Origin of the sequence: Flavobacterium sp. J49, from assembly GCF_011742145.1 — a bacterium.
Lineage (GTDB): Bacteria > Bacteroidota > Bacteroidia > Flavobacteriales > Flavobacteriaceae > Flavobacterium.
Window position 1 is genome coordinate 41108 of the sequence record NZ_JAAQQU010000038.1, and the last position, 23039, is coordinate 64146.

Sequence of the window (23039 nt, forward strand, 5' to 3'; positions counted from 1 at the left end):
CTAAGGTTCTGAGGCGCTAAGGTTTTTATTTATAAGATTTTTATTATTTTTAATTAAATTTAAAATCTTTACAAAATGAGCAACTTTAGAAATCTTCAAGTATGGCAAAAGTCCATGATACTAACTACCAACATTTACTTTACAACAAAGAACTTCCCCAAAGAGGAAATTTTTGGATTAACAGCACAAATAAGACGAAGTGCCATATCGATTTCAAGTAATATAGCCGAAGGCTTTGGAAGAGACAGCAATAAAGAATACCTGAGATTTTTGAACGTTTCAATTGCTTCATTATTTGAATTGCAAACACAATTAGAAATCGGAAAAAACATTGAATACTTAACCGAACAAGAATTTAACAAGATATACGAAGACAGCCGAGAATTAGAAAGAATGTTAGTTTCCTTCATCAACAAAATTAAAGAACGAGACTAAAACCTTAGAACCTCAGCACCTGAGTACCTTAGAACCTTAGAACCAAAAATGATCAACCTATTCAACGCCCACATCGAGTCCTTATCCATCCACCGTGTTGGAAACAAAAGCCGTAACGAAGCCATTTTTCTTTCAGACCAACCTTATGGGTTGAACGATGAAATTGTGCCGCTTTTGAAGGAATATTTCTTTAAACCTTTCCGTGAGAAAGAGGAAAATTATTTTCAGTTTGCCCATGACGTCGATTTGGAATACAACGACATGTTCAATTTGGCAACAGAGATTTTCACCAATCCAAATGATACGCATGAAGTATCTAAAAAAATCACCAAACACTTGTTTGAGCAATCCAATCATCCGCACATCAAAAACGGTGAAGTGTATGTGGCTTATTTGACCAATGTTTCTATCGATAATAATGTAGTAGACGCCATTGGTGTTTTCAAAAGTGAAATCAAATCCGATTTTATGCAGTTTGAGGAAAAAGGCACTACTTTGGAAATGATTTTGCAACAGGGAATCAATTTGAACAAACTAGACAAGGGCTGTTTGATTTTCAATTACAAAAAGGAAGAAGGCTACAAAATTCTAACCGTCGACAGCAACCGTTATGACGCGCGTTATTGGTTGGAGCATTTCCTTTCGGTAGATGCTTTTCAGGATGAAAATTTCTATACTAAAAAGTACTTGAAATTCTGTCAAGGCTTTGCCAAAGACGTGGTTTTACCCGCAGAAGACAAGAAAGAAGAAGTGATGTTTATGAACCGTTCTGTAAATTATTTTGCCAAAAATGACGAATTTGAAGAAAGCAAATTCTTGAACGAAGTGTTAGACAATCCTGATTTGATTCCGGAGTTTAAAAACTACAAGGTTGACAAAGGTGAAAAATACAGTATCGAAGACATTACCAATTTCCCGATTGCCAACGCAGCCGTGACTGATGCCAGAAAATCGATTAAGAATGTGATTAATTTGGACACCAACATCCAAATCAAACTCGATTTCATCAACCCTGAAAGTGCCGAAAAGTTTGTGGAAAAAGGCTGGGACGAAGAAAAACAAATGTATTACTACTTGGTTTATTTCAATAAAGAACAAAAAAGTTAACACCGAGTTCACGTGGTTAGACGAAAAAATCTCAAATCCTCAATTGTTAAAAGAATTGGGGATTTTTTTTATCTGATGATTAATTTTATATCTTTCAGAATTAGTTAATAAACAAGCATGTCCTCAAAGCATTATCTATACTTCCTACTGCTCCTTTTTTGTTGCCAAAACTTATCCGCGCAGCAAAAAGAAACCCATAGTGGTAATGACTCGACCATAGTGTACAAGAACATTGAAAAATTGTCTAAGAAAAGTAAGTTCAATAAATTCATCTACAAACTATTATTCAAATCCAACCGAAAACCAAAAACAACAGCAGCAAGTGCCAAAAGAAAGCGGTTTTTAATCAAAAAATCTTTTGACCGTAACGAAGGCAAAATCATCCGGAACATCAACATCGAAACCTTAGATCCTTTTGGATATGCTGTGGATAATTACAAAGACGTTCCCGAAAAAGGATTTGAAAAGTTCGGAAACAAACTTCACCTTAAATCTAAAACCTGGACCATTAGAAACCAACTGCTTTTCAAAAAAAACCAGCCTTTAGATTCGCTTATTGTCAAAGAATCGGAGCGTTTAATTCGACGCCAACGTTACACCCGAAGTGTCATCATCAAACCTATAGAAATTCAGGGCAGTAAAGATTCTGTTGACATTTCTGTCCGCGTTTTAGATTCATGGAGCTTAATCCCAACCGGAAGTTTGTCGAGTTCCAGTGGGAATTTTGAGTTGACAGAACGAAACTTTTTAGGCCTTGGTCATGAATTCAGAAACGATTTTACCAAACAATTTGACACCAGAAAAAATGCTTATTTAGGCCAATACTCCATCAATAACATTAAAAATACGTTTATCAATACGGTCTTCACTTATGAGAACTCAATCAACAACAACACGACCAAAAGCGCTCGTATTGAACGTCAATTTTTCTCTCCTTTAACCCGATTGGCGGGTGGTGCTTATTTTGAAAATCGATTTTATGTTGATTCATTATCCCTTAATAACATTGATTATGAAAACCATCGGTTCAAACTGGAAACACAAGATTATTGGTTAGGTCATTCGTTTAAAATTTTTAAAGGAAGAGATGAGGATTACCGAACGACCAACTTGGTAACGACCATTGGCTATAAAAATGTTGACTATCGCGAAATGCCCACTTTGACTTATGACCCGGAAAGATTTTTTGCTTCTGAGAAATTGTATTTAGCTACTATCGGTTTGAATACCCGAAAGTTTGCCGAAGACAAATATTTATTCAACTTTGGGATTATTGAAGATATCCCTTATGGACAAATCTATTCGATTACCGGAGGATTCCAAGATAAAAATGACATCAGCAGAAGCTATTTTGGCGCCCGATTTGCTTATGGTGATTATTTTCCTTTTGGTTACTTAAGCTTAAATACCGAATGGGGAAGCTTTTTCAACAATGGTTGCACAGAAGAAACCACTTTTAAAGTTGAAGGGAATTATTTTACCAACCTACAATACTTAGGCAATTGGAAAATAAGGCAGTTTATCAAACCCAAATTAGTCATTGGAAATCATAGAGCACCGGTGAGCAGAGATCGAGTACTTCTGTCAGATGACAATGGAATAATCGGATTTAACAATCCTTCCATCAATGGTCTCCGAAAGTTTTCTATGGCATTGCAAACCCAAACCTATGCACCGGGCAATTGGCATGGCTTTCACTTTAGTCCGTTTTACAACATGACTTTCGGATTTTTAGGCAATGAAGCGGACAAATTTCTCGATGGCCGATTGTATTCTAAATTCAGTTTGGGCGTATTGATCAATAACGATTATTTGGTATTCAACAGTTTTCAAATTTCTTTCTCTTATTATCCTTCTATTCCGTTTGAAGGAGATAATGTTTACAAAACAAACTCTTTCAAAAACAACGACTTAGCCCTACCTGATTTCCAAATTGGCCAACCAATGATTGTTCCCTACAAATAATTTTTTATCAGTTATTTGTAAGTTTATATCTTTATAAAAATACAATATAATGTATTTTGACGACTATTTTTTGCACTTTAACGTCAAAACAATAAGTTTACTATACCTAACTAAACCCGAAGCGCGTCAAATGGTATGGAGCGTAACGGATTAAAACCTTGTCCTATGAAACTAAACTACTTAACTCAAGGAATGGTCAATAAAAGTTATCGCTGTTCCATCCTTGGACATCGCTTTGTAGAAACCAAAAAAATCAATATTCATTTTAGTGAATACCAATGTGAAGTTTGCAAGATGCAAGCTACCAATGACAGCAGAGGTCAAAAAATAACACTGACTTCCAAACTCAAAGACATCAATGAAACGCTTTTTTATTTGAATCTGAAAAAACAGTTTATCACTAAATTCTACTTTCCCAAAAAAGAGCAGTAACAAATCAAAGTTTCAATCGTCATACCCTAAACCAAAAAAACTGACCATTGGAATCAACTATTCTTTCAATTAACAAACTCAACAAACGTTACGGCAAAATCCATGCGGTAAAAGACGTTTCTCTCGAAATACACAAAGGCAATGTTTACGGCATTCTCGGTCCGAATGGTAGTGGAAAATCAACTACTTTAGGCATCGTATTGAATGTGGTCAACAAAACCTCCGGAGACTACAGTTGGTTTGACGGCGCCATGCAAACCCATGAAGCTTTGAAAAAAGTAGGTGCTATTATTGAGCGTCCCAATTTTTACCCTTACATGACGGCCAAAGAAAACCTGGAATTGGTTTGTAAAATCAAAGGCATCAATTATGAAAAAGTCAACGAAAAATTGGAAATCGTTGGGCTAATGGACAGAAAAGACAGCAAATTCAAAACCTTTTCCCTGGGAATGAAACAGCGTTTGGCCATAGCTTCCGCACTTTTAAACGACCCTGAAATTTTAATTTTAGACGAACCCACCAACGGTTTGGATCCGCAGGGAATTCACCAAATCAGAGATATTATACGATTGATTGCCTCACAAGGCACAACGATTCTTTTGGCTTCTCACTTATTAGACGAAGTCGAAAAAGTTTGTAGTCATGTCTTGGTTTTACGTTATGGTGAAATTTTATACAACGGAACTGTTGACGGTATGATTGCGCATGAAGGTTATTTTGAACTTCAGGCCAATGACAACCCAAAACTTATGCAAGCTTTAAACCTACATCCCGAAATCAAGAAAACTTCGGAAGTTGAAGGCAAAGTAATTGCCCATTTCAAAAGCATTGTCGAGGCGGCGCAATTGAACCGATATTTATTTGACCAAGGCATTTGTTTGAATCATTTGGTCTTGAAAAAACTGAGTTTAGAAGAACAATTTTTAGCCTTAACCAAACAATAAACGCACGATTATGAAAAGATTACTCGCTATAGAATTACAAAAAATCTGGAAAAATCGCGCCAGTAAAGTTTTGACCATTGGATATTTTGTCATCCTTTCATTTATTGCCTTAATAGCTTCTATCAAGTTTGATATTGGCACTTTTAAAATTCATTTCGCCGAAATGGGTATTTTTAACTTCCCTTTTATTTGGCATTTTAACTCTTGGATTGCCTCCTTGTTGAAGTTCTTTTTAGCAGTGGTTATTGTTTCGATGATGGCCAATGAATACAGTTACGGGACTTTAAAACAAAACCTGATTGACGGTATGAGCAAAAAAGAGTTCATCCTTTCCAAGTTTCTTACTGTTTTGCTCTTTGCCTTTGGCTCAACTGCTTTTATTTTCGTAATGTCATTAATTTTAGGATTTAGTTTTTCTTCTTATACCGAATTGGGGATTGTCTTTTCTGATATGGAATATCTATTGGCCTATTTTGTCAAACTCGTTGGTTTTTTCTCCTTCTGTTTGTTCTTAGGCGTCTTGATCAAACGTTCCGCTTTTGCCATCGGATTTTTGTTCATTTGGTTTTTAATTGAAAAAATCTCTTATGGCATTTTAAAGTTTGAAATATTTGACCGAAACCCAATGGTAGACCAAGTTTATGCCTTTATGCCTTTAGAATCCATGAGCAATCTTGTGATAGAACCGTTCACTCGATTGAGCGTCATCAAAAACATACAAACGGCAGTGGGAGAAAATAATGTAAAGGATTATGATGTCCATTTTTCTTCTTTGCTAATCGTTTTGGTTTGGAGCGCCATCTTTATTTACTCTTCATACAAAATAATCAAAAAACGAGATTTATAATTCAATCTTCACACGAGGCGAAACCAAACTGTTTGGAGCGCAGCGTAAATAATCAATTCTTAAAGAAAACATAAATAGAAAACTTCTTTTTATGTTTTCTTTTTTATTTGTTAATTTTAGCAAATGAAAAAGAAATTATTTTTTTTATTATTTATTGCTTTCTCTACTATAAATTGTTTCTCACAATTTAGTAAAACGCATTACATTCCACCGCTTTCAGGGTCGAGTAGTGTTACTTCTGAAGATCAATTTTTATACATTTCTACTCCCAATATCAATCCGATTAATTTCAGAATTATTGAATTAGGCGGAAGCGTTATCACCGGTACCGTTTCAAGAAGCACACCTTACATTTATAATGTTGGTTTTGGTAATGATACCCAATTGCATGTTGATGCCGGCATGGTCAATAATGTATTTAACAATAAAGGCTACATCGTTGAAGCCGATGACTTGATTTATGTTTCAGCTCGTGTAACTGCAGGTTCGGGAAATCAAGCCGGAGAGTTGGTTTCAAAAGGTAAAGCTTCGTTAGGTAATCGATTCAGAATTGGCGCCATTACAAATCTTGCTGTAACCAACTACGTTAATATTCACAACACTTTTATCTCAGTTTTAGCTTCTGAAAACAATACCACTGTAAATTTCAGCGATATCAGAGCCGGTGTTCAGCCTATCAACAGCTCCAACGGAAACACTCCTTTCAGCATCGTTTTAAACAGTGGGGAAAGTTATGTAATGGCTGTTCAAGGACCGCTCAACGCAAATCGAGATGGATTAATCGGTTCATTGGTTACTTCAGATAAGCCCATTGCATTGAACTGTGGTTCATTTGGAGGAAGTAATGCACCAGGCAATTTAGATTTAGGATTCGACCAAATAGTTCCGGCAGAACGCATCAACAATAACGAATACATTTTTATAAAAAGTACCGGTATTGACATGGTTGAAACCGTTTTGTTGGTAGCTGATGTAGACAATACCGAAATCTATTTGAGCGGATCGACAACACCTTCTACTACTATAAATGCAGGAGATTATGTGGTTTTTGACGGTTCAAATTTTGATGCTAACGGCAATTTGTATATCAGCACCAGCCAAAAAGTTTTTGCCTATCAAACCATTGGAGACAATAGTGCTACTGACCAAAGAAATCAAGAAATGTTTTTTGTTCCACCTTTAAGTTGTCAGACTCCAAGAATCATTGATAATATTCCATCCATTAATTTCGTGGGCAACCGACAGTTTACCGGAAGAGTTACTATAGTGACCAAAACCGGTGCCGCTTTAAATTTTATTATCGATGGTGTAAACTATACTTTGGCCAATTTATCCCAAACGGCTTCTGTTATTGGACCAACCAATGTCGTTGGAAATACCGATTATGAAACCTATATCATTACAGGTTTAACAGGTGATGTTTCTGTTTTCTCAACCGAAGAGTTGTATTTGGCAGCCTATGGTACCAGTGGTGCGGCTACCTTTGGAGGCTTTTATTCGGGTTTTACTTTTGAACCCGAGATTTCCTTTAACCAATTAGACCCAACGCTTGCAAGTTGTATTCCCAATACGAGTTTGTCTGTAAACACCTTGAGTCCGTTTGATACATTTCAATGGTATTTTAACGGAAGTGTAATTCCAGGTGCCACCAATAGCAGTTATACTCCTTCAACGCTTGGACCGGGTTACTATTATGTATCGGCAACGATTTCAAATTGTTCCCAACCGATAAATTCAAATGAAATTCCGGTTAGTTCTTGTCCTATTGACACCGACAACGATGGTACAAATAGTAATATTGACCTAGACAACGATAACGACGGAATCACCAATTGTAACGAATCTTACGGAAATCAAAATATCAATTTAACCAACACTACTATTGGTACTGTTGCTGTGGGTAATTATACCAATTCATTTGTGGGTACAGTTGCTACAACCGGTACAGGAACGCCTTCTGCAACACCTATTGTTGGTGACGTTAATGGTAATTTTGTAACCGAAGCTACCAGCGGAAAGCAAAACAGCATCAGTTATACCACCGCTTGGAACAATCCTATAAGTTTGTCTTTAGAATATGCTTCAACCGCTTTGCCCAATGATTTGTTCACCGCTTCTACAGAAATAAGAGTCACTTGTCCAATCAATAAAACCCTGACCATTTTAAACCCCAACAACCAAGTTTTGGTAGATACCAATTACGATGGGATTTTTGAAAGTGGAATCACCGAATATTCCTCTTTTGAAATTCGCTTTCGATTGAACAGCAGCATTTCCTTAGCCCCCGGAACAGGAACTTTTTCGGTTAGAGGTAATTTAATCGACGCCATTACGGTGAGTAATATCAACTTAGTCGACACCAATTCCAGTAGAGTCACTATGCGATTAATGGCCACTTGTGTTCCGTTAGACTCAGACAACGATGGTATTCCTGACCAAAATGACTATGACAGCGACAACGACACCATCCCGGATTTGATTGAAAGTCAAGGACAAAACGTAGTTGCACTTTCCAATACAGATTCCAATCAAGATGGGATCGATGATGTTTTTGGAAATGGACTAACGCCAGCCGACACAGATAACGATGGTGTTTTTAATTATCTCGATTTAGATTCCGACAACGATGGAATTCATGATTTAGATGAGTCTAATAGTAATGCATTAGATTCTGACAATAACGGAATAATTGACGGTGCTAATTTTGGCACAAATGGATTGGCAAATACTTTGGAGACAACCCCAGACAGTGGAATTCTAAACTATTCAATAGCAGATACTGACGCTGATGGCATTTACAATTACATTGAGTTAGACAGTGATAATGACTTATGTTTTGATGTCATTGAAGCCGGTTATCTGGATCCAAATGGAGATGGAATCCTTGGAGATCTTCCAAATTCAACTGATTCGAATGGATTGTTATACAGCAGTAGCGGCTACGGAATTCCAAATGGTAATTATATTATCGGAGCGCCTATTTCAATTTCTGTCCAACCGGTTAATGTAACTACTTGTGAATTACAATCGGCAACTTTTACCGTAACTTCTGTACCGGTTGACAGTTATCAATGGCAATTATCTACTGATGGCGGAACCAATTGGACCAATCTTACCAATAATGCAATCTATTCGGGTGTAACAACCGTTTTGCTAACCGTTTCCAATGTTTCGCCTACAATGGCGGGTTACCAATACCGCGTATTTTTGAACAAAAACGGTAATAGTTGTGGTTTGTATTCAGCTGCTGGTATTTTAACGACTTATGCGCTGCCGGTAGTGACCACACCTATTTCCTTAATCCAATGTGATGATGATACTGATGCCATTACGGTTTTCAATCTTACTCAAAAAAACAATGTGATTTCGGCTAATTATTTGAATGAAACCTTTACTTATTTCACGACCTCAATTGCTGCCAATACTGAAAATAGCGCTTTTGAAATAACAAATCCTTTGGCTTACACTTCGGGCAATGGTGTGGTATATACTCGTGTGGAAAACAGTAACGGTTGTTTCAGAGTGGTTCAAATTAATTTGGCAGTATCAGTGACACAAATCCCGGCCAACTTTGTGATACCAAATCAGTATTTGTGCGACGATTATCTGGATGCCGTAAATAACGATTACGATGGTATTTCCGGTCCATTTAATTTTACAGCCATTCAAAACAGTTTAGCGGCTATCCTTCCGGCCAATGTTACCATTAAATTCTACAAAACCCAAGCCGATTTCTTAGCTGAAACTGATGTTTCAGGAAACTCTTTAGCCATTGCTGATATTACCAATTACAGGAATATTGGTTTCCCTAATGCGCAAACCATTTGGGTTCGTGTTGACAGTACCATAGACAATTCCTGCTTTGGTTATAAAACTTTTGAGGTAATCGTAGAAGCTTTACCTATAGCCTATCCTGTGAACGCTGCTAATTTGATTCGCCATTGTGATGACAACCATGACGGGATTTACGGTTTTGACACTTCCGGAATTGAAGCAGCCGTTGTCAATGGTCAAACCGGAGTCAATGTAAAATATTTCAGGGCTAACGGAACACAGATTTTACCATTTACTAATCCGTATAATGTTACCGGAACCGAAACCATCACAATTAGAGTCAGTAATAACACAACACAAACCGGTGGACAACCCTGTTATGACGAAGTATCTCTTCAATTCATAGTCGATGATTTACCCGAAGCCTTTGCCATTCCTAATAGCTTGACCACCACTTGTGATGATGAAGTAATTGCCATTGCCCAAGATGGCTATTTTGACTTTGACACTACCACTTTTTTAAATACCATTTTGGGAACACAAACCGGGATGAATGTTTATTATTACGACCAAAACAACGTCCTTATCCCGAGTACCAATCCGAATCAACTCCCAAATCCGTTCAGAACCAATACCCAAAACATAAGGGTTGTAGTTGAAAACCCAACGAATACCGATTGTTATGCCGAAACCACCATTCCGTTTGTAGTCAATCCAACGCCTAAAATAGACCAGGAAGAAACCATTATTATTTGTCTTCCCGATACCGAAGCCTTGATTGATGCAGGGATTTTAGATGGTACGCCGGCCAGTGATTATTCGTTTCAATGGTATGAAAACAACGTTATCATGACCGGACAAACTAATCAAACTATAACGGTGAATACTCCGGGACTTTACAGTGTGGAAGTGACCAATGCTTTCAATTGTACCAAAACCAGAAATATTACTATACTTGGTTCAGAAATTGCTTCGATTCGAGGCATTGAGGTTGTTGATTTGAGCGATATCAACTCGATTTTGGTCAATGTAACCGGCTTAGGAGATTACGTGTTTGCCTTAGACGATATTAACGGACCTTATCAAGAAAGCAATTTCTTTAACAATGTTCCGATTGGTTTTCACGAATTGTATGTCAGAGACCAAAATGGCTGTGGAACACTGGGTCCAATTTTAATTCCGGTATTGGGCATACCAAAATATTTCACGCCAAACGGAGATGGTTTCCACGATTATTGGAATGTGAAAGGCGTAAGTGCTCTTCACAATTACCGCTCAACAATTTATATTTTTGACCGTTATGGGAAGTTGTTAAAACAAATTGGAACCACCAGCCCGGGTTGGGATGGCACTTACAACGGAAGACCAATGCCTGCTGATGATTATTGGTATTCCATTGAATTTGAAGACGGACGGAACGCCAAAGGACATTTCACATTAAAACGATAATGTTTATGAGAAGTAAGCTAACCCTAATATTGATCGTTTTTTGTTCACTTCTTCAGGCGCAAAATATCAAAGTTTCTACAGGTAAAGTACAGCGTTTTGAAAATTTTGAGTCGAAGTTTATTGACGCACGAAATGTAGATGTTTGGTTGCCCAATGGGTATAATACTAATGAAAAATATGCCGTTTTGTACATGCACGACGGACAAATGCTTTTTGATGCTGAAACAACTTGGAACAAACAAGCGTGGGAAGTGGATGAAGTTGCCGGAAAATTAAATATTGAAGGCAAAGTTAAAAAGTTCATCGTAGTGGGCATTTGGAATATTGCTGCCAAAAGACATCCCGAATACTTTCCGCAGAAACCTTATGAGCGTTTGAGCAAAGTACAAAAAGACTCGATTACCGCTCAATTGCAAAAAGCGGGAAGAACCACAGACGTTTTCAAACCCTATTCGGACTCCTATTTGAAATTTATCGTAACCGAATTGAAGCCCTTTATTGATAAAACTTTTTCTACACAGACTGATAAAGACAATACTTTTATTGCCGGTTCAAGTATGGGCGGCTTGATTTCGATGTATGCGATTTGTGAATATCCCGAAGTTTTTGGAGCAGCCGCTTGTATCTCGACGCATTGGCCGGGCATTTTTGCCGTAGAAAACAATCCGATTCCGGAGGCTTTTTATGCTTATTTGAGAAAAAAACTTCCGAATCCGAAGACCAATCGGATTTACTTTGATTATGGCGACCAGACTTTGGATGCTTTGTATCCGCCGTTGCAGAAGAGCGCTGATGCAGTTATGAAAGAAAAGGGATTTACCACAGAAAATTGGGTTACGAAATTCTTTCCCGGGAAAAATCATTCTGAAGAAGCTTGGGCAGAAAGATTACAGATTCCGCTGGAGTTCTTGTTACAAAAATAACCCTAGCCCGGATAGCAGTGGAAATCCTTTTTGTTTAATAAAAGTCCTTGGACTGCACTCAGGGTGAAAAACAAAAAGATTGCAACGGATAGCCGGATTAGCTCCTAAAACAAAAAACCCTCTCATTACTGAAAGGGTTTCTTTTTATAGTATTTTCAAAAAATTACATTTTGAAACGTTTTCTGTCGTTTTCGTTCAAGTAGATTTTACGCAAACGCAACGATTTTGGTGTTACTTCTACATACTCATCTTTTTGAATATACTCTAAAGCTTCTTCCAATGAGAATTTGATGGCCGGAATAATTCGGGCTTTATCATCAGCTCCTGAAGAACGAACGTTGGATAATTTTTTCGTTTTGGTTACGTTTACCGTCATATCATCAGAACGGGTATTTTCGCCAATTACTTGACCTTCGTAGATGTCTTCGTTTGGATCGACAAAGAATTTACCTCTGTCTTGTAATTTATCAATTGAGTAAGGAATCGCTTTTCCGTTTTCCATAGAGATTAATGAACCGTTGTTTCTTCCCGGAATTTCTCCTTTGAAGGGTTCGTAACCAATAAAACGGTGTGCCATAATGGCTTCACCGGCCGTAGCGGTCAACAATTGATTTCTCAATCCGATGATACCACGTGACGGGATGTTGAATTTCACAATCATGCGCTCGCCTTTTCCTTCCATCGAAAGCATTTCTCCTTTACGTACCGAAACAAACTCTACCGCTCTACCGGATAAATGCTCGGGTAAGTCGATGGTTAATTCTTCGATTGGCTCACATTTTACCCCATCAATTTCTTTGATGATTACTTGTGGTTGCCCGATTTGCAATTCGTAACCTTCTCTTCTCATGGTTTCAATTAAAACCGATAAGTGCAATACTCCACGACCGAAAACCATGAATTTATCTGCAGAATCTGTATCGCCTACTTTTAGCGCTAGGTTTTTCTCTAATTCTTTCGCCAAACGGTCTTTGATGTGACGAGACGTTACAAATTTACCTTCTTTACCAAAGAATGGTGAATCGTTGATGGTAAACAACATACTCATTGTTGGCTCATCGATGGCGATGGTTTGCAAAGCTTCCGGATTTTCGAAGTCGGCGATCGTATCTCCGATTTCAAAACCTTCCACTCCCACAATTGCACAAATATCACCTGCTATAACTTCTTGCACTTTTTTACGGCCTAACCCTTCAAAAGTGTGTAATTCTTTAATTCTTGATTTGATGATTTTACCATCTCTTTTTACCAAAGAAATCGGCATCCCTTCTTTTAAAACGCCTCTTTCCAAACGACCAATCGCGATACGACCGGTGAACGAAGAGAAATCTAAAGAGGTAATCAACATTTGTGGTGTTCCTTCAGATACTTTTGGAGCAGGCACATTGGCTACTACCATATCCAATAAAGGTTCGATGTTTGACGTTTGGTTTTCCCAATGGTCAGACATCCAGTTATTTTTAGCAGAACCGTAAACTGTTGGGAAATCCAACTGCCATTCTTCGGCGCCTAATTCAAACATTAAGTCGAATACTTTTTCGTGTACTTCTTCAGGAGTACAGTTTTCTTTGTCTACTTTATTAATTACCACACAAGGTTTCAACCCTAAGTCGATGGCTTTTTGCAATACAAAACGCGTTTGCGGCATTGGTCCTTCAAAAGCATCTACCAATAAACAAACACCATCAGCCATGTTCAATACTCTTTCTACTTCCCCACCAAAATCGGCGTGACCCGGAGTATCGATAATGTTGATTTTGGTTCCTTTGTAAACCACTGAAACGTTTTTAGAAGTAATCGTAATTCCTCTTTCGCGCTCTAAGTCGTTGTTGTCAAGAATTAAATCACCGGTATTTTCGTTTTCGCGAAATAATTGACAGTGATACATAATTTTGTCAACCAAAGTCGTTTTTCCGTGGTCAACGTGCGCAATAATTGCAATGTTTCTGATAGATTCCATGTGTGCTTTTTTGTGGGTGCAAAGGTACACTTTATTTTCAGATAAAAAACCAATAACAAATTAGTTTACACTTTATTAAAATAAGCAGGAAAGTTTATAAAAAACTTAATAAGTTTTTGGCTAAATTTTAAAACTAATTTGAAAATCTATATATTTGGAGTAATGAAAAATAATTCTAATAAAATAACATTAACATACATCATTATCTTAATGTTTGTGGCCATACTTGGTCACCAAGTTTTTTTAGATTATATCGAAACTTCACCTGAAAAATCTTTGATTTATTTTTATGTTAGAGACTTTATATTTATTCTTATTTCGGGGATAATTTTAAAGTTCATCCTCTATCGCAATGACGAAAACAACAAATCGGTTTTTGAAAAACTTCAGGTAACCAATAATGAAATTCTGGAATCAAATGAGCGCTATGACATTGTGGCCAAAGCGACAAGTGACACCATTTGGGATTGGAAGATTGAAGACGACAGTTTTATTTGGAACAAAGGAATTCAAGGTGTTTTTGGATATAAAAAAGAAGACGTTGGTATGACGTCCAAATGGTGGTTTGAAAGAATTCATCCGGAAGACAGTTTGAAAATGTCTGTCAAACTTTATTCTTTTTTGGAACAAAAAACAGAGAAGTGGCAAGACGAGTACCGTTTTCAATGTGCGGACGGAAGTTACAAATATGTTTTTGACAGGGGATTTTTAGTCAAGGACAAAGAAGGCAAACCCATCAGAATGATTGGAGCCATTCAGGATGTTACCAAGCAAAAAGAGGAAGAACAACGCCTTAGACTATTAGAAACGGTAATTACCCAAACCAAAGATGCGGTTATGATTACTGATATAGATACTACTGTTGAAGTGATTCCGAATATCATTTTTGTCAATTCGGCTTTTACTGACATGACCGGTTACCAGTCGGATGAAGTGATTGGCAAATCTCCGGTGATGTTCTTTGGTCCTAAATCTGATATTTTTGAATTTGACAAATTAAAAACAGCCATTCAAGAGTACAAAGAATGCTACGTAGAAACCATCAGTTATAAAAAAAGTGGTGAAGAATTTTGGATTAATTTCTCGATGATTCCGGTGACCAATAAAGACGGTGAACATTCTCACTGGATATCCATTCAAAGAGATGTTACCGAAGAAAAAAACAAAGAAAAGGAAAGAGAACAACTCATTAGAGAGCTTACCCAAAACAATAAGGATTTAAAACAATTCTCCTATATCACTTCGCACAACTTGAGAGCGCCTTTGTCTAACCTAACCGGTTTATTGAACTTGGTGGAAGAAGTGCAGATTGAAGATCCGGAACTGAAAGAAATCATTGCCGGATTTACCAAATCGACCCATCTTTTGAATGAAACCATTAATGACTTGGTTAAAGTAGTCATCATTAAAGACAACCCGTCTATTCAAAAAGAGAAAGTATTGATTAAAGAAATTTTTGAGAATGTGTTTAATCAATTGAGCTTTTTAATCGGGCTTCACAAACCCATTTTGAAAATAGATTTGGAAGAAGTCACAATTTTAAACATCAACAAGTCTTACTTAGAAAGTATTTTTTTAAATTTACTGACGAACGCTATCAAATACAGATCTGACAACAAACAATTGCGTGTGAACATCTCTTCTAAAGTGGTTGATGATAATTTAATCCTCACATTTAAAGATAACGGTATCGGAATTGATTTGGTCAGAAATAAAGATAAAATTTTCGGTTTGTACCAACGATTCCACAACCATCCCGACAGCAAAGGATTAGGATTGTATTTAGTGAAATCTCAAGTAGAAGCCATGGGCGGAACAATAAACGTATCGAGTATAGTGGGCAAAGGAACAACTTTTACCATTACATTTAAAAACAACTAAACTTTTTTTGATTACATGCTGAATAAAATACTCTGTGTAGATGACGATGCGATAACTTTAATGCTTTGCAAAAAGGTGATTGAACGGGTAGCTTTTGCCCACGAAGTATTAACTGCCAAAAACGGAGAAGAGGCTATTTTTTATTTTAACGAATTAGCCCCGCTGTTCAAAGAGAATCAAACCATGCCCTACCCTAAATTGACCTTCTTAGATTTGAATATGCCTATAATGAACGGCTGGGAGTTTCTGGACAACTACCTTCAAAACGGATATCATGAGCTGTTTACCGAAGCCCAATTTATCGTGCTTTCGTCGACTATAGACCCGCAGGATGTCGAAAAAACCAAAAGCTACCCGATGGTGATTGACTTTCTCTCTAAACCTATTACCAAAGAAATGCTTGAAATTTTAAAACAAAAATTTTAAGAATACTATAAAAACAAAAAAGCACTCAAAATTGAGTGCTTTTTTTTTATACTTTGTAAGTTAGATTATAACTTAGTAACGTGCTTAGTTAATTTAGATTTTAAATTAGCAGCTTTATTATCGTGAATGATATTTTTCTTAGCCAATTTGTCAATCATAGAAATAACAGCAGATAATTTAGCAGAAGCCTCAGACTTATCTGTAGCCAATCTTAATGCTTTGATAGCATTACGAGTCGTTTTGTGTTGGTATCTGTTCAACACTCTTTTCTTTTCGTTACTTCTGATTCTTTTTAAAGCTGACTTGTGATTTGCCATTTTTTCTTTTCTTTTATTTAAATTGTAGCCCGTAGGGGAATCGAACCCCTCTTACCAGGATGAAAACCTGGCGTCCTAACCGATAGACGAACGGGCCATCTTTCTCATTGCGGTTGCAAAGATACAACTGTTTTTTATTCTCGCAAGAGGGAAGATAATTTTTTTTTGATTTTTTTTAGTACGCTTTTGCAAATAACACTCTACCAGTGGATTTGTTTCCGGAAAAAATACAAATCCCTTCTTCATTTTTCCTGTTTAGAGGAATACAACGAATGGTTGCCTTGGTCAAATCCTTAATTTTTTCTTCTGTTTCCGGTGTTCCATCCCAATGTGCAGAGATAAAACCGGTTTTGTTTTCTAAAACATCTTTAAACTCTTCAAAAGAATTGACTTCCGTAATATGAGTATTTCTGAATTCCAAAGCACGATTGAATAAATCCTTTTGGATTTGCTCCAATAAATCAGAGATATAATTTACAGCGCCGTCTTTGGCAATAATCTCTTTAGTCAATGTATCGCGTCGGGCTACTTCAAAAGTACCGTTTTCTAAATCTTTTGGCCCTATAGCAATTCTAACCGGCACTCCTTTTAACTCCCATTCGGCAAATTTAAAGCCAGGTTTTTGGGTGGTTCTGTTGTCAAACTTAACCGAAATGCCTAATTTTCTGAATTGAGCAACCAAATCATTTGCTACTGTCGAAATCGCATCAAATTCTTCATCTGTCCTGAAAATTGGCACTATCACTACCTGAATTGGCGCCAAATTTGGAGGCAAAACCAATCCGTTATCATCAGAATGGGTCATTACCAATGCGCCCATCAAACGCGTAGAAACACCCCATGACGTACCCCAAACGTGCTCTTGTTTTCCTTCTTGGTTGGCAAATTTGACATCAAAAGCTTTGGCAAAGTTTTGTCCTAAGAAATGGGAAGTCCCGGCTTGCAATGCCTTTCCGTCTTGCATTAAAGCCTCAATACAATAGGTTTCTTCCGCACCGGCAAAACGTTCGGTCTCTGTTTTTAATCCTTTAATTACCGGTATTGCCATAAAATTCTCGGCAAAATCAGCATACACATGCATCATTTTCTCAGACTCTTCAATAGCTTCAGCTTTAGTCGCATGCGCTGTATGTCCTTCCTGCCATAAAAACTCAGCTGTTCTCAGAAATAATCGGGTTCGCATTTCCCAACGAACGACATTTGCCCATTGGTTGATTAATAGTGGTAAATCTCTGTAAGATTGTACCCAGTTTTTATAAGTTGACCAAATAATAGCTTCACTGGTAGGGCGAACAATTAGTTCTTCCTCTAATTTAGCATTGGGATCAACCATTAATTTTCCGGGTTTGTCCGGATCGTTTTTTAATCGGTAGTGCGTTACGATGGCACATTCTTTGGCAAAGCCTTCTGCATTCTTTTCTTCGGCCTCAAACATGCTTTTGGGAACAAAAAGAGGAAAATAGGCATTGCTATGACCGGTTTCTTTAAACATACGGTCTAATTCCGCTTGCATTTTTTCCCAAATTGCATAGCCGTAGGGTTTGATTACCATACAACCTCTAACCCCTGAGTTCTCGGCTAAATCCGCCTTGACTACGAGCTCGTTATACCATTTGGAATAGTCTTCTTCTCTCTTTGTTAAGTTCTTACTCATAATGAATAGTTTGGCATAAAAATTGTTTAACTTTTTTTAACTAAATAGTTCGACAAAACTAACTATTTTTGTATAGTCCAACAATAAAAATGCTATAGATATGAAAACTTATTATTTATTCAGTAGAAGATTGTCCTTATTTTCCGTCTTAGGAATTTTGGCCATTACAATTACCTCGTGCGGTTCTTATCAAAACAGTTCTTATTATGACTCCGACGGAGTTTACGGAAACGGAGAAAACAAGAAAAAAGAGGTAGCATCAGGGGATAATTCTCAAAGCAATAAATACCAAGAATATTTTAGCGAATTAAATAAAGATGCTCAAGCATTTACAAACGTAGAAACCTATAGCACTGTATCGGACGACTCTACCGCTACTAACAGTAAAAACTATGATGATAATAATGCCGGTTGGGGAAGCAATGCCCAATCAGTAACCATAAATGTTTATGATAACAATTGGGGTTATGGCTATTGGAACAACTATTGGTATGGCAATTATTGGGGTTGGAGCAGTTGGGGACCATCATGGGGATGGGGCTGGAACAGCTGGTACGGACCGGGTTGGAACGTTGGATGGGGAGGTTGGTACAGTCCATGGTATAGCCCATGGTATGGTGGCTATTATGGCTACAACAATTGGTACGGAGGCTATTACAACAATTATTACCACTACAATGGCGGAAGAAGAGGTTCTACCTATGGTTATTATGCCGGAAATCGAGCAAACAGTTCAAGATATGGCATCAGAAATGCATCTAATTATAGTGGAAGAGGTAATAGCGTTGTTAGACCAAGAAATTCAAACTTCAGCCCAACTAGAAACAACTACAGCAATCCAAGAAATAATTCTTCCAGTCCGAGAAATTACAACAACAGTAGTTCTCCCAGACAAAATACGAATACCACACAGCCCAGAAACAACGTAAGAACAGAATCCTCACCTACCCGTTCTTATAGTCCAAGTTCTAACTATGGCGGCGGTCGTTCTTCGTCTGGCGGCGGTGGCGGCAGGTCTTCGTCTGGTGGCGGAAGACGATAATACTATCACCTATCTTATACCTATGCTTTGTTAATCTATTGCATAGGTTTTTTTTGAATAAAAATTTAAAATTACTATGAAAAAGTATCTACTATTATTTTGTATTGGGATGTCATTATCCAATATGCATGCCCAAGAAACTACACCGGAAGATGTTATTCGGCTGGCTACCGATAACCTAACCGGAACCGCCCGATTCAGAGGAATGAGTGGTGCGTTTGGAGCTGTTGGCGGCGATTTGTCTGCCATAAATGTTAACCCGGCAGGTTCTGTTTTTTTTAACAACAACTTTGCCACCATCACTGGTTCTGTTTATAATGCCAAAAACAGATCACGTTATTTTGGCACCTCAACCAACGATACCGACAGTACGCTTGACATCAATCAAATTGGAGCAGTATTCATTTTTAAAGAAGGTGCTGACAGCAAAAATGATTGGAAAAAATTGGCTGTAGGCTTGAATTATGAAAACGCAAATAATTTCAACAATAGTGTGTTTTCGGCCGGTGTTAACCCTTATAATTCTATCGGGAACTATTTTGTAAATATCGCACAGGGAATTCCGACTGATATACTGGACAATGAAAATTTTTACAATATGAATTTTTATGAACAACAAGCCTTTCTGGGATACAACACTTATATTTTTGAACCAACTGTTGATACCCCGAACAACTCTTCCTATTACACCAACATACCAAACGGCGGAAATTACTACCAAGAAAACCAAATTTTAACTACCGGTTACAATGGAAAACTTACCGGAAACTTCTCTGCCGCATACAAAGATATTCTCTTCTTAGGCGCAAATTTAAATTTTCACTTTGTAAACATTGAAAGGTTATCTTCTGTTTATGAAAGTAATGAAAATCCGCTTTATGACACTGGCTCAACCATTTCGGAAATTCTTTTCGAGAACCGTCTTTGGACAACCGGATCCGGATTCTCTTTTAACTTGGGTGCTATCGTAAAACCGATTGAAAGCCTTCGTATTGGGTTGGCTTACGAATCTCCAACATGGCTTAGGTTAACCGATGAATTACAACAAGGTGTTAGTACACATAGCCTCAACAATCAGGATGGAAATGAATTTCCTTTTTCCTATCATGACCCTATTACCTATTTGCCTTACACCATTCAAACACCCGGAAAATGGACCGGAAGTATGGCGTATATTTTTGGCAAAAGAGGTTTGTTGAGCGTTGACGTTTCAACCAAAGATTACAGCAGTACAAGAATAAAACCCAAAAACGATTACACCGGTATCAATACTTTTATGAGTAATGCCCTAGACAATGCCATGGAAATTCGTGTAGGTGGAGAATTCAAAATCAAACAAGTGAGTTTAAGAGCAGGTTATCGCTTTGAGGAAAGTCCATATAAAGTTGATGAAACGTTTGGTGACTTAACCGGATATACCGGCGGTATAGGTTATAATTTTGGTGAAAGCCGTTTGGATTTGGCTTATTCTTATGACCACAGAAACAGCAACCAAGCCTTAGTGTCTTCAGGCATGACTGATCCTGCAAGAATAAGCCGCTACAATAACAATATTACCCTTAGTTATTCTATTAATTTCTAATTTTTAGAATACCCTATCTAAACCATCTCTATTGAGATGGTTTTTTTATTTCTCAAAGTCAACAAACTAATTAGAAATAAAAGCGTAATTTTGCACGCTTTCCCAATAATCGGAATTAAATCTATGAGAACTAAGTCTTTAAAGAAAAACAAAATCAATGTCATTACCCTTGGATGTTCTAAAAACACTTACGACAGTGAGGTTTTAATGGGACAATTAAAAGCCAGTGGTAAAGATGTAGTGCATGAACAAGAAGGAAATATCGTGGTGATTAACACTTGCGGTTTTATTGATAATGCCAAAGCAGAATCGGTGAACACCATTTTGGAATATGCCGATAAAAAAGAGAAAGGTTTGGTAGACAAAGTTTTTGTGACCGGTTGTCTTTCTGAAAGATACCGTCCCGATTTAGAGAAAGAGATTCCGAATGTTGACCAGTATTTCGGTACCACAGAATTGCCTCTTTTGCTAAAAGCTTTAGGCGCCGATTATAAACATGAATTGCTTGGAGAGCGTTTAACGACTACGCCCAAAAACTATGCTTATCTCAAAATTGCCGAGGGTTGTGACAGACCATGTAGTTTTTGCGCGATTCCGATTATGCGAGGCAAACACGTTTCACAATCTATTGAAAAACTAGTAAAAGAAGCTGAAGGTTTGGCCAAAAACGGCGTCAAAGAATTGATTCTTATCGCTCAGGATTTGACTTACTACGGTTTGGATTTATACAAAAAAAGAAATTTAGCCGAATTATTAGAAAACTTGGTAAAAGTCGAAGGCATCGAATGGATTCGTTTGCATTATGCGTTTCCAACCGGTTTCCCGATGGATGTGTTGGAATTGATGAAAAACGAACCAAAAATCTGTAACTACATAGACATTCCGTTACAACACATTTCAGATAACATTTTGAAATCGATGCGCCGCGGAACAACTAAAGAAAAAACCACCAAACTTTTAAAAGACTTCCGCGCTGCGGTACCGGGCATGACAATCAGAACGACTTTGATTGTGGGTTATCCGGGCGAAACCCAAGAAGATTTCGAAACCATGAGAGATTGGGTTCAGGAAATGAAATTTGAACGTTTGGGTTGCTTCACTTATTCTCACGAAGAAAACACGCACGCCTATTTATTGGAAGACGATGTTCCCGAGGAAGTAAAACAAGCACGTGCTGCCGAGATAATGGACTTACAGTCACAAATTTCATGGGATTTAAATCAAGAAAAAATCGGGCAAACTTTTAAATGTATTATCGACAGAAAAGAAGGCCAACATTTTATCGGAAGAACTGAATTTGACAGTCCGGATGTAGACAACGAAGTCTTGATTGATGCCGCTAAATTCTACGTTAAAACCGGTGAATTTGTTAATGTAAAGATTATTGACGCCACTGAATTCGATCTTTACGGCGAGCCGGTTTAATAGCTAAAACTTACCGTAGTTATCCAAAAGTTTTTCCCGAATACTTCTGTATTCTTGGAAGCACCATTGTGTGTATAATTCACAGAAATAGGCATGGTAACACCTTTACCCAAATCAATTTCTTTGGATGCGGTTACGCCCAAATTCACAAAAGAAGGTTTATCATAATTGGCATAAGAATAATACTCGGCTTTATTATTAATCACAGCACCAACAACCGGAGCAATTTCAATATTTTGAAGCGCACTGTATTTGGCTTTTTCAAAAAACAAAAATGTATACCCTAACTCCAAATAAGTCGTGAAATTCTGTTTCGGATTTTCTCCAAAACGATCATAACGATAATCGTTTCCGGCCACCAAAGTACTTAGAGTAGCATTAAAAGGATAACGATAACCTTCTGAGAAATCAAAATACCAAATGGCATCAACTGTTTTAGTACTGTCATTGCCGTAATTTAAAAAACCGTTGTCAACACCCGCTACCTTGCCTACTGATGGCCAATAGTAATCCCAAAGTTGGAACTGAAGAAAGTCATTAACTTGATAAGTAATATAAAAATCTATCTCTTGGTAACCTTTGTAATAGGTTATACCATCGGGATAAAAATAGTCGTTTTTAAAATTGGTGGTAGCCCAAAAACCCAAAGTGAATTTTGGTGTAAGTCGGTATTCGATAGTTGGCTGCACCGCCATATAATCTCCTCCCCAACATTGGCCACGCCAAAGATAACGATTCAAAATGTCTAAATTTAAATAAAGTCTTTTCTCCTCGTCTTGAGCAATCGTATCAACCACTTTAACATCCTCTTGCGCTGTGGAATAAGTTGAGACCAATCCGAAAAAAAAGATAGCTACCATTTGTTTATACTTCATG

Annotated in this window: 17 protein-coding genes and 1 tRNA gene; 13 read left to right on the plus strand and 5 right to left on the minus strand. The window is 37.4% G+C overall.

Annotated features, from left to right (window positions below; genetic code table 11):
- The first annotated feature begins 75 nt into the window (after positions 1-75).
- The 8 genes from HA632_RS00390 to HA632_RS00425 all read left to right on the plus strand — a co-directional run bounded on the left by HA632_RS00390 (position 76) and on the right by HA632_RS00425 (position 11876).
- On the plus strand, positions 76-435 hold the full coding sequence (locus tag HA632_RS00390) for a four helix bundle protein (RefSeq protein WP_176305264.1): 360 nt from the start codon (positions 76-78) through the stop codon (positions 433-435).
- Between the two features lie 48 nt (positions 436-483).
- Complete coding sequence (locus HA632_RS00395; RefSeq protein WP_176305265.1) at positions 484-1542, plus strand: nucleoid-associated protein; 1059 nt, start codon at positions 484-486, stop codon at positions 1540-1542.
- A 117-nt stretch (positions 1543-1659) separates the two neighbouring features.
- The gene (locus tag HA632_RS00400; RefSeq protein WP_194967088.1) at positions 1660-3507 is read left to right on the plus strand and encodes a hypothetical protein; all 1848 of its coding nucleotides are present in this window, start codon (positions 1660-1662) and stop codon (positions 3505-3507) included.
- Between the two features lie 165 nt (positions 3508-3672).
- Entirely contained in the window at positions 3673-3939 is a 267-nt protein-coding gene (locus HA632_RS00405; protein WP_176305267.1) for a hypothetical protein, read from the plus strand.
- Between the two features lie 47 nt (positions 3940-3986).
- Positions 3987-4883, plus strand: a complete 897-nt coding sequence (locus HA632_RS00410; protein ID WP_176305268.1) for an ABC transporter ATP-binding protein — start codon at positions 3987-3989, stop codon at positions 4881-4883.
- Between the two features lie 10 nt (positions 4884-4893).
- Positions 4894-5730, plus strand: a complete 837-nt coding sequence (locus tag HA632_RS00415; protein WP_176305269.1) for an ABC transporter permease — start codon at positions 4894-4896, stop codon at positions 5728-5730.
- Positions 5731-5853: 123 nt separating this feature from the next.
- Positions 5854-10953 (plus strand): T9SS type B sorting domain-containing protein, encoded by a 5100-nt coding sequence (locus HA632_RS00420; protein ID WP_176305270.1) that lies wholly within the window; start codon positions 5854-5856, stop codon positions 10951-10953.
- A 5-nt stretch (positions 10954-10958) separates the two neighbouring features.
- Positions 10959-11876, plus strand: coding sequence for an alpha/beta hydrolase (locus tag HA632_RS00425; protein ID WP_176305271.1), 918 nt, complete (start codon positions 10959-10961; stop codon positions 11874-11876).
- Positions 11877-12039: 163 nt separating this feature from the next.
- Here HA632_RS00425 and typA read toward each other — a convergent pair whose 3' ends face one another.
- Entirely contained in the window at positions 12040-13836 is a 1797-nt protein-coding gene (gene typA, locus HA632_RS00430) for a translational GTPase TypA (RefSeq protein ID WP_176305272.1), read from the minus strand.
- 162 nt (positions 13837-13998) lie between these two features.
- On the opposite strand from typA, the gene HA632_RS00435 reads away from it, so the two are divergent.
- Both HA632_RS00435 and HA632_RS00440 read left to right on the plus strand, forming a co-directional pair.
- Positions 13999-15717, plus strand: a complete 1719-nt coding sequence (locus tag HA632_RS00435) for a PAS domain S-box protein (RefSeq protein WP_176305273.1) — start codon at positions 13999-14001, stop codon at positions 15715-15717.
- 15 nt (positions 15718-15732) lie between these two features.
- Positions 15733-16143 (plus strand): response regulator, encoded by a 411-nt coding sequence (locus HA632_RS00440; protein ID WP_176305274.1) that lies wholly within the window; start codon positions 15733-15735, stop codon positions 16141-16143.
- A gap of 65 nt (positions 16144-16208) precedes the next feature.
- Here the strand turns inward: HA632_RS00440 and rpsT are convergent, their stop codons facing one another.
- The 3 genes from rpsT to proS all read right to left on the minus strand — a co-directional run bounded on the left by rpsT (position 16209) and on the right by proS (position 18114).
- Complete coding sequence (rpsT, locus tag HA632_RS00445; RefSeq protein WP_176305275.1) at positions 16209-16460, minus strand: 30S ribosomal protein S20; 252 nt, start codon at positions 16458-16460, stop codon at positions 16209-16211.
- 25 nt (positions 16461-16485) lie between these two features.
- Positions 16486-16557: transfer RNA gene (locus HA632_RS00450), tRNA-Glu, on the minus strand.
- A 78-nt stretch (positions 16558-16635) separates the two neighbouring features.
- On the minus strand, positions 16636-18114 hold the full coding sequence (proS, locus tag HA632_RS00455; RefSeq protein WP_176305276.1) for a proline--tRNA ligase: 1479 nt from the start codon (positions 18112-18114) through the stop codon (positions 16636-16638).
- Between the two features lie 100 nt (positions 18115-18214).
- On the opposite strand from proS, the gene HA632_RS14030 reads away from it, so the two are divergent.
- The 3 genes from HA632_RS14030 (at position 18215) to rimO (ending at position 22163) form a co-directional block, all read left to right on the plus strand.
- Positions 18215-19156 (plus strand): hypothetical protein, encoded by a 942-nt coding sequence (locus HA632_RS14030; RefSeq protein WP_176305277.1) that lies wholly within the window; start codon positions 18215-18217, stop codon positions 19154-19156.
- Positions 19157-19232: 76 nt separating this feature from the next.
- Positions 19233-20738 carry an OmpP1/FadL family transporter gene (locus HA632_RS00465; RefSeq protein WP_176305278.1) on the plus strand — a complete coding sequence of 502 codons (1506 nt, stop codon included), beginning with the start codon at positions 19233-19235 and terminating at the stop codon, positions 20736-20738.
- Positions 20739-20861: 123 nt separating this feature from the next.
- On the plus strand, positions 20862-22163 hold the full coding sequence (gene rimO / locus HA632_RS00470; RefSeq protein WP_176305279.1) for a 30S ribosomal protein S12 methylthiotransferase RimO: 1302 nt from the start codon (positions 20862-20864) through the stop codon (positions 22161-22163).
- Here the strand turns inward: rimO and HA632_RS00475 are convergent.
- Entirely contained in the window at positions 22160-23038 is an 879-nt protein-coding gene (locus HA632_RS00475) for a hypothetical protein (protein ID WP_176305280.1), read from the minus strand. The two genes, rimO and HA632_RS00475, sit on opposite strands and share 4 nt — an antisense overlap.
- Between the last annotated feature and the right edge of the window lies 1 nt (position 23039).

What these genes read in the sequence shown, in the direction of transcription:
- HA632_RS00390 (WP_176305264.1), top strand. Translation starts at nt 76, where the DNA reads ATGAGCAACTTTAGAAATCTTCAAGTATGGCAAAAGTCCATGATACTA.
- HA632_RS00395 (WP_176305265.1), top strand. Translation starts at nt 484, where the DNA reads ATGATCAACCTATTCAACGCCCACATCGAGTCCTTATCCATCCACCGT.
- HA632_RS00400 (WP_194967088.1), top strand. Translation starts at nt 1,660, where the DNA reads ATGTCCTCAAAGCATTATCTATACTTCCTACTGCTCCTTTTTTGTTGC.
- HA632_RS00405 (WP_176305267.1), top strand. Translation starts at nt 3,673, where the DNA reads ATGAAACTAAACTACTTAACTCAAGGAATGGTCAATAAAAGTTATCGC.
- HA632_RS00415 (WP_176305269.1), top strand. Translation starts at nt 4,894, where the DNA reads ATGAAAAGATTACTCGCTATAGAATTACAAAAAATCTGGAAAAATCGC.
- HA632_RS00420 (WP_176305270.1), top strand. Translation starts at nt 5,854, where the DNA reads ATGAAAAAGAAATTATTTTTTTTATTATTTATTGCTTTCTCTACTATA.
- HA632_RS00425 (WP_176305271.1), top strand. Translation starts at nt 10,959, where the DNA reads ATGAGAAGTAAGCTAACCCTAATATTGATCGTTTTTTGTTCACTTCTT.
- typA (WP_176305272.1), bottom strand. Translation starts at nt 13,836, where the DNA reads ATGGAATCTATCAGAAACATTGCAATTATTGCGCACGTTGACCACGGA.
- HA632_RS00435 (WP_176305273.1), top strand. Translation starts at nt 13,999, where the DNA reads ATGAAAAATAATTCTAATAAAATAACATTAACATACATCATTATCTTA.
- HA632_RS00440 (WP_176305274.1), top strand. Translation starts at nt 15,733, where the DNA reads ATGCTGAATAAAATACTCTGTGTAGATGACGATGCGATAACTTTAATG.
- rpsT (WP_176305275.1), bottom strand. Translation starts at nt 16,460, where the DNA reads ATGGCAAATCACAAGTCAGCTTTAAAAAGAATCAGAAGTAACGAAAAG.
- proS (WP_176305276.1), bottom strand. Translation starts at nt 18,114, where the DNA reads ATGAGTAAGAACTTAACAAAGAGAGAAGAAGACTATTCCAAATGGTAT.
- HA632_RS14030 (WP_176305277.1), top strand. Translation starts at nt 18,215, where the DNA reads ATGAAAACTTATTATTTATTCAGTAGAAGATTGTCCTTATTTTCCGTC.
- HA632_RS00465 (WP_176305278.1), top strand. Translation starts at nt 19,233, where the DNA reads ATGAAAAAGTATCTACTATTATTTTGTATTGGGATGTCATTATCCAAT.
- rimO (WP_176305279.1), top strand. Translation starts at nt 20,862, where the DNA reads ATGAGAACTAAGTCTTTAAAGAAAAACAAAATCAATGTCATTACCCTT.
- HA632_RS00475 (WP_176305280.1), bottom strand. Translation starts at nt 23,038, where the DNA reads ATGAAGTATAAACAAATGGTAGCTATCTTTTTTTTCGGATTGGTCTCA.